This is a genomic window from Micromonospora sp. NPDC047753 (assembly GCF_040642735.1).
Lineage (GTDB): Bacteria > Actinomycetota > Actinomycetes > Mycobacteriales > Micromonosporaceae > Micromonospora.
In genome coordinates this window covers 1-4,766 of the sequence record NZ_JBEYSL010000505.1, presented here as the reverse complement: position 1 = coordinate 4,766, position 4,766 = coordinate 1, and the positions used below count along the sequence as shown (strand labels likewise).

The window sequence follows — 4,766 nt, the reverse complement described above, 5'->3', positions numbered from 1 at the left end:
AGCTGCATCAGCTGCTCCTGGAACAACGGCACACCCAGGGTCTTCTCCAGGGCGTTGCGCATCAGCGGGTGCGCGAAGGTCACCGGCTCCTGGCCCCGGTGTAGGAGGCGACCGTGCCGTCCGCGCTCAGCACCGCGAGTTGCCGGCGGACCCGGTGCTCGTCAGCGAAGAGCAGCCGCTCGATGACCTCTTCCGGCGTTACACCGTCCTCGAGCAGGTCCAGGCCGAGGTTGCCGAACCGAGGGTTGGCAAAGAACTGGGTCGTGATCACCCCGACATCGGCCCGCGCGAACGGAACGATGGATCCAACCGCGAGGTATTTGGACTCGACGGCCACGCCGATTTCGCCGGTCGCGTGGTCGACAGCGGCGATGGAGAACGTCATGCCACACCACCGTTGCGCCGCACGGTCAGGGTTCGCATGGCTTCTACGTGCAGGCGCCCGGTGTCCGCGTACGTCATCTGGCCGTCAATGATCTGGCCGGCGAGTGAGGTGTTGGCGAAGAGCGTGCCGTCTCTCCAAAGGCCGGCGACGAGTGCGCGCAGCGCCTCGTCCGGAGCGAAAGCTCGGTAGAACCCTTCCTCGAAGGCATGGTGGGTGATCCCGCGCCGCTGGTTGCTTACCCAGTCGGCCATGTCGTGGACGGTGGGCATCTTCCAGCGATAGATGCCCGAGGAGAGGACGGTCGAGGTCAGGCCGGGCACCGTCTCCGAGACGAACGGTAGGCCGGCCGCGTCGCAAGCGGCACGCAGCTGTTTGCTGCAGGTCGTCACCACCTCGGCGGAGCCGATCACCGCGCCGTCCTGCCCGCGCAGTTCCAGGTCGTCGGGATAGCCTGCCCGGAACAGGGCGCGATCGTGGAAGTGGGCCACCCGGTCGAGCAGCCCCAGCAATGTCGGCCAGAAACCAGGGCGTGCCCCCAGCACCGCACCGAACACGTGCTGAGCACCGGCTCGGGCCATCGCCTCGACCAGATCGCGCAGCCCGGCCTCGCTGTCCAGGCCGGGGATAAGGGGGGCCACATGGAAGGAGACCGGAATCCCCCGGTCGGCGAGGCGACGAGCTGCCGCCAGCCGCTCCAGCGGTGGAGGCGTACGGCCTTCCAACACATCAGTCGTGTACGGGTCGAGAGTGATGAGCGAGAAACAGACCTCGACCAGACCGCGTTCGGCGAGTCGGACCAGCAGGTCTGCGTCCCGCTCGACAAGAGTGCCACGGGTGAGCAGAAAGATCGGTTGCTCGTCGGCGAGCACTTGGCGGAGCAGTTCTCGGGTGCGTTCCTGCTGTTCTTCGATCGCCTGGTACGGGTCTGTCGTCGCTCCGATGTCGACGATGCCGTCAAGCTGAGACACCGCGCGGTCCAGGCTTACCGGCCCGGCGGTCATCGGCCGTACGTGTGCCCCGTAGTCGGAGGGACCTCGGTAGAGGCAGTAGGCGCAGCTGAACTGACAGCCCTGATACACGTCGGTGAAGTACCGCCAGTGATGGCCGCGCAGTGTCTCCAGACTTGTCTGAAAGGCGTGCACTGGCAGGTGTCGATAGACGGTCAAGATGCCTCCTTTCCCCGGCCGCCCCGTAGGAGCGGCGCACAAGGCGGAACCCGATCGAATCGAGCGCGGTGCTCATTGAGTGGCTAGCGGAGAAGTCGACCCGGGCGTGGTGTGTGTAGTCGGCCCAGGAACCACCCCGGACCGTCGCGACGCCGACCGCTGGGTCATCGGGCAGACACCACTCCCAGACATTCCCGCAGAGATCCTCGGCGCCACAGGCAGCCGCGCCTTCCGGAAAGATGCCCACCGGTGACGTTCGCCCGATCGAGGAGGGCCGGGTGTTGCATCTGCCCGGCTGCCAGTCGCCCCAGGGAAACGGCAGGCCCAGAGCCGAACGGGCGGCCGCGTGCCATTCCCGCTCGGTGGGCAGGCCGACCGTGGAGCCGGTGCGCCGCCCCAACCACTCGGCGAAAGCCGCCGCCTCGTACCAGGTCACCGATTCTCGGGGTGCGTGCGGATCGTCGGCGAATCGGCCGGACGAACCGTCCCGGCCGTCCGGCGCCGAGCGAAAGGCCTCGAACTGTGCGTTGGTGACCGGGTATTTCGCGATCTGCAGATCCATGCCGGGCACTCGGACCCAGGTGATGTCCGGCAGCCCGTCCGGTCCGCATCCGACGCCCCGGCGCCGGTCCGCGCCGAGCTGTCCGAGCACGCGCCATGTATGGGCACGTCCCGCTGGGTGCGGGTCGCTCTCCCGGTTACGGCAGGCCCGCACGATGGCGGAGTGGGTGTCTGCGTCCAGCTCGGCTGGGGTGCGGCGCTGGGCGCCCGCAGTCAGGGCGAGCCGGAGAGCCAGCACCGGCTCGGCCGGCGCCAGCCAGCGCGCCACCCGGTCGACCGGCTGGACAGCGTCGCCCAGCAGGGCCGCGGGGGCCAGCCAGTCGTTCGGCACCCACCAGGCGTCGCGCGGGAAGAACTCCTCGGCGTCGAGGTCGAGGTCCATCGCGGACCGCAGGCAGACATACGCGAAGACGTCGCGTATCAGCCGATGCGCGAAGCTGATTCGGTTAAGACCCAGTCGCAGCACACCGGCATCCACGGCGGCCTGCAGATAGCTGTCGGCCTGGCGATCGCCGATCAGGATGCGAGCGTCGGCGTGGCTCAGGACCAGCACACCGGCCTTGTTCATTGCGTACGCCAGCGGTCTCATCGCCTGATGCACCGCCGCCGCGTTGCCCGCCGTACCGGTGCGGCTCGCGTGTTTACGCAGCAGCGCCCACACGAATCGATCCAGCAACTCGGCGCGGGCGCTCGGCAAGTCGCCCTCGAGCAGGTACAGCTTCGCGACCAGATAGGCGAGGTACGGGTTGCGGCAGAGTCGGAGCAGTGACGAGGATCCCGCCACTCGGTGCAGAGTCTCGCTCTCCGCCGGATCGGTCAGTCCGGAGAGGCCACGTCCTTCTGCCCAGAACGCCTCGGGGTGCCCCGCGTCGGCGAACCGCTGCCACAGCGCGATGATTCGATCGTCGCCGCCGACGCGATACCAGGCCTCGCTCCCCGCTTTTGCGCCGCCGTGCAGGACGAGGATGTCACGTATCTGCGGCGGATCGAGCTCGCGCAGGTGGAAGATCTGGGCCCGCGCGGTGACAGCCGGAACCCCCGCTGGTGAGCGGGTGGTGAGCAACCAGCGCGGGCGGGTGGCCAGGAGGTCCAGAACCTCTGTGCGCAGGGCCTCGCCCGCGACATTGTGGGGAAGCTCATCCAGGCCGTCGATCAACAGACGGACGGCAGAACGGTCGGCCCCGGCCGCCTGCTGACGGGTCAAGTCGGCGACGAACTGGGCGAATCGCTGCCGATGGCCGTCAGTGTGCCGGCCGGTGAACTGCTGGAGCGGCACCAGCACCGGGATCGGGTCATCATCGGTCCGACCGGCGAGCACGGTCAGCAACAACGTGCTCTTTCCGCTGCCCGGCGGCCCCACCACCACGGCACGGTCCAGGTCACGCAGGGCGGCCCCGACATCGGGTATCCGCTGCGGTGTGGCCGTGGCCTCCGCACTCGCCTCCTCGGGCGGCAGAGCGAAGAGCTCCTCCGGGCCGGGGTCCACGTCCGCTCCGGCCACCGCCGCCGGCATCTCACCGGTGCCCCATCGGTCGGCGCTGAGCACGATCGTTGATGTCGGCTCCTCGAGCCGTTTCGCGCGCTTCGGTGCGCGGAGCGGGACATCGGAGATCGGTGGGCGGGCACCGGCCGGCGCACGAAAGCGAGGGTTGCGGACCAGGGCCAGTGCACCGCCCTGATTGCGGTGGCGTTGCTGCGGTGCAGGGTGACCGCGCCGGGCCATGCGTGCGGCTACCGCATCGAAGGCCACGATCAGCGGTAGCAGCTCGCCGGCAGTGCCGAGCCCTTCCTCGAAGACCTTGATCAACTGACCGGTGAAGGCGGTGTACAGCTCGCTGTCGGGTGCGAGCGCCGGCTTGGTGGCGGACGTAGAGGTCATCACGTACGAGCCTTCGACGTCGGCCTGCTCGACCCCGCCGGTGCCGGCGTCGCTGAGCACCTGACCCAGCACTCGGCCGCTGTAGCAGCAGTCGAGGATGACCACCTTGGTTGTGGCTGATGAACCGTTGATGATGCGCGCCACCTGGGCGAACTCCGCAGAGGTCCAGAAGCGGCCGATCCGAGTTCCACCTACCGCGAGATGCAAGGTCAGATCCTCGCCGACAAGAATGCCGTGCCCGGAGAAGTAGACGGCTAGGACGTCGTTGGCGGTGGAGGCGGCTTCGGCGATCGGGCTGAGAAGCTCGTCGACGGTTTCCGGGTTGTCGACCGTACGGCAGGTGGTCTCGTCGAATCCACTGTGCCGTTCGTCGCGCAATAGGGTGGCGAGCCGGTCGACGTTGCGCCGGATGGACGGCACATCGGGCAGTTCGGGATCGGTGTAGGTGTGCGCGCCGATCAGTACGGCACGCGAGCGGGCGAAGTCCGGAAGACGGCTGCCGGTGCCGGCCACCCGGTCGCTCACTTGCCCTCGAGCAGCGCATCGACCAGCTCGACTACATGAGCGAGGGCCCGGTCGAGCAAAAGCGGCTCCATGGTCAGCGGTGGCGCGATCCGTACGCGGGTGCCGCCGGCGCCGGTGAGGAGCAGTAGACCGCAGCAGAGGGCGCGGTCAACGAGCTCGACCGCGTACTTGTCCGGCATGGCGAAGCTCAGTACCGGTCCGACGCGGAACACCGGAGAGGCACCGGGACGGTCGGCGAGGCGGCCCGCGG

Annotated in this window: 4 protein-coding genes and 1 pseudogene; all 5 read right to left on the bottom strand. The window is 68.5% G+C overall.

Annotated features, from left to right (window positions below):
* The coding region (locus ABZ749_RS29615) for a hypothetical protein (RefSeq protein WP_357233568.1) at positions 1 to 62 on the bottom strand (62 nt) is incomplete at its 3' end.
* Between the two features lie 17 nt (positions 63 to 79).
* The gene (locus ABZ749_RS29610; protein ID WP_357233566.1) at positions 80 to 385 is read right to left on the bottom strand and encodes a DUF1028 domain-containing protein; all 306 of its coding nucleotides are present in this window, start codon (positions 383 to 385) and stop codon (positions 80 to 82) included.
* Positions 382 to 1,464 (bottom strand): radical SAM protein, encoded by a 1,083-nt coding sequence (locus ABZ749_RS29605; protein ID WP_357233564.1) that lies wholly within the window; start codon positions 1,462 to 1,464, stop codon positions 382 to 384. The genes ABZ749_RS29610 and ABZ749_RS29605 overlap by 4 nt, the downstream gene beginning before the upstream one ends.
* A gap of 133 nt (positions 1,465 to 1,597) precedes the next feature.
* Positions 1,598 to 4,504 (bottom strand): annotated as a pseudogene (locus tag ABZ749_RS29600) (SUMF1/EgtB/PvdO family nonheme iron enzyme); the annotation flags it as partial.
* 8 nt (positions 4,505 to 4,512) lie between these two features.
* Positions 4,513 to 4,766, bottom strand: a 254-nt coding sequence (locus ABZ749_RS29595) for a hypothetical protein (protein WP_357233562.1), incomplete at its 5' end; no start/stop codon positions are given.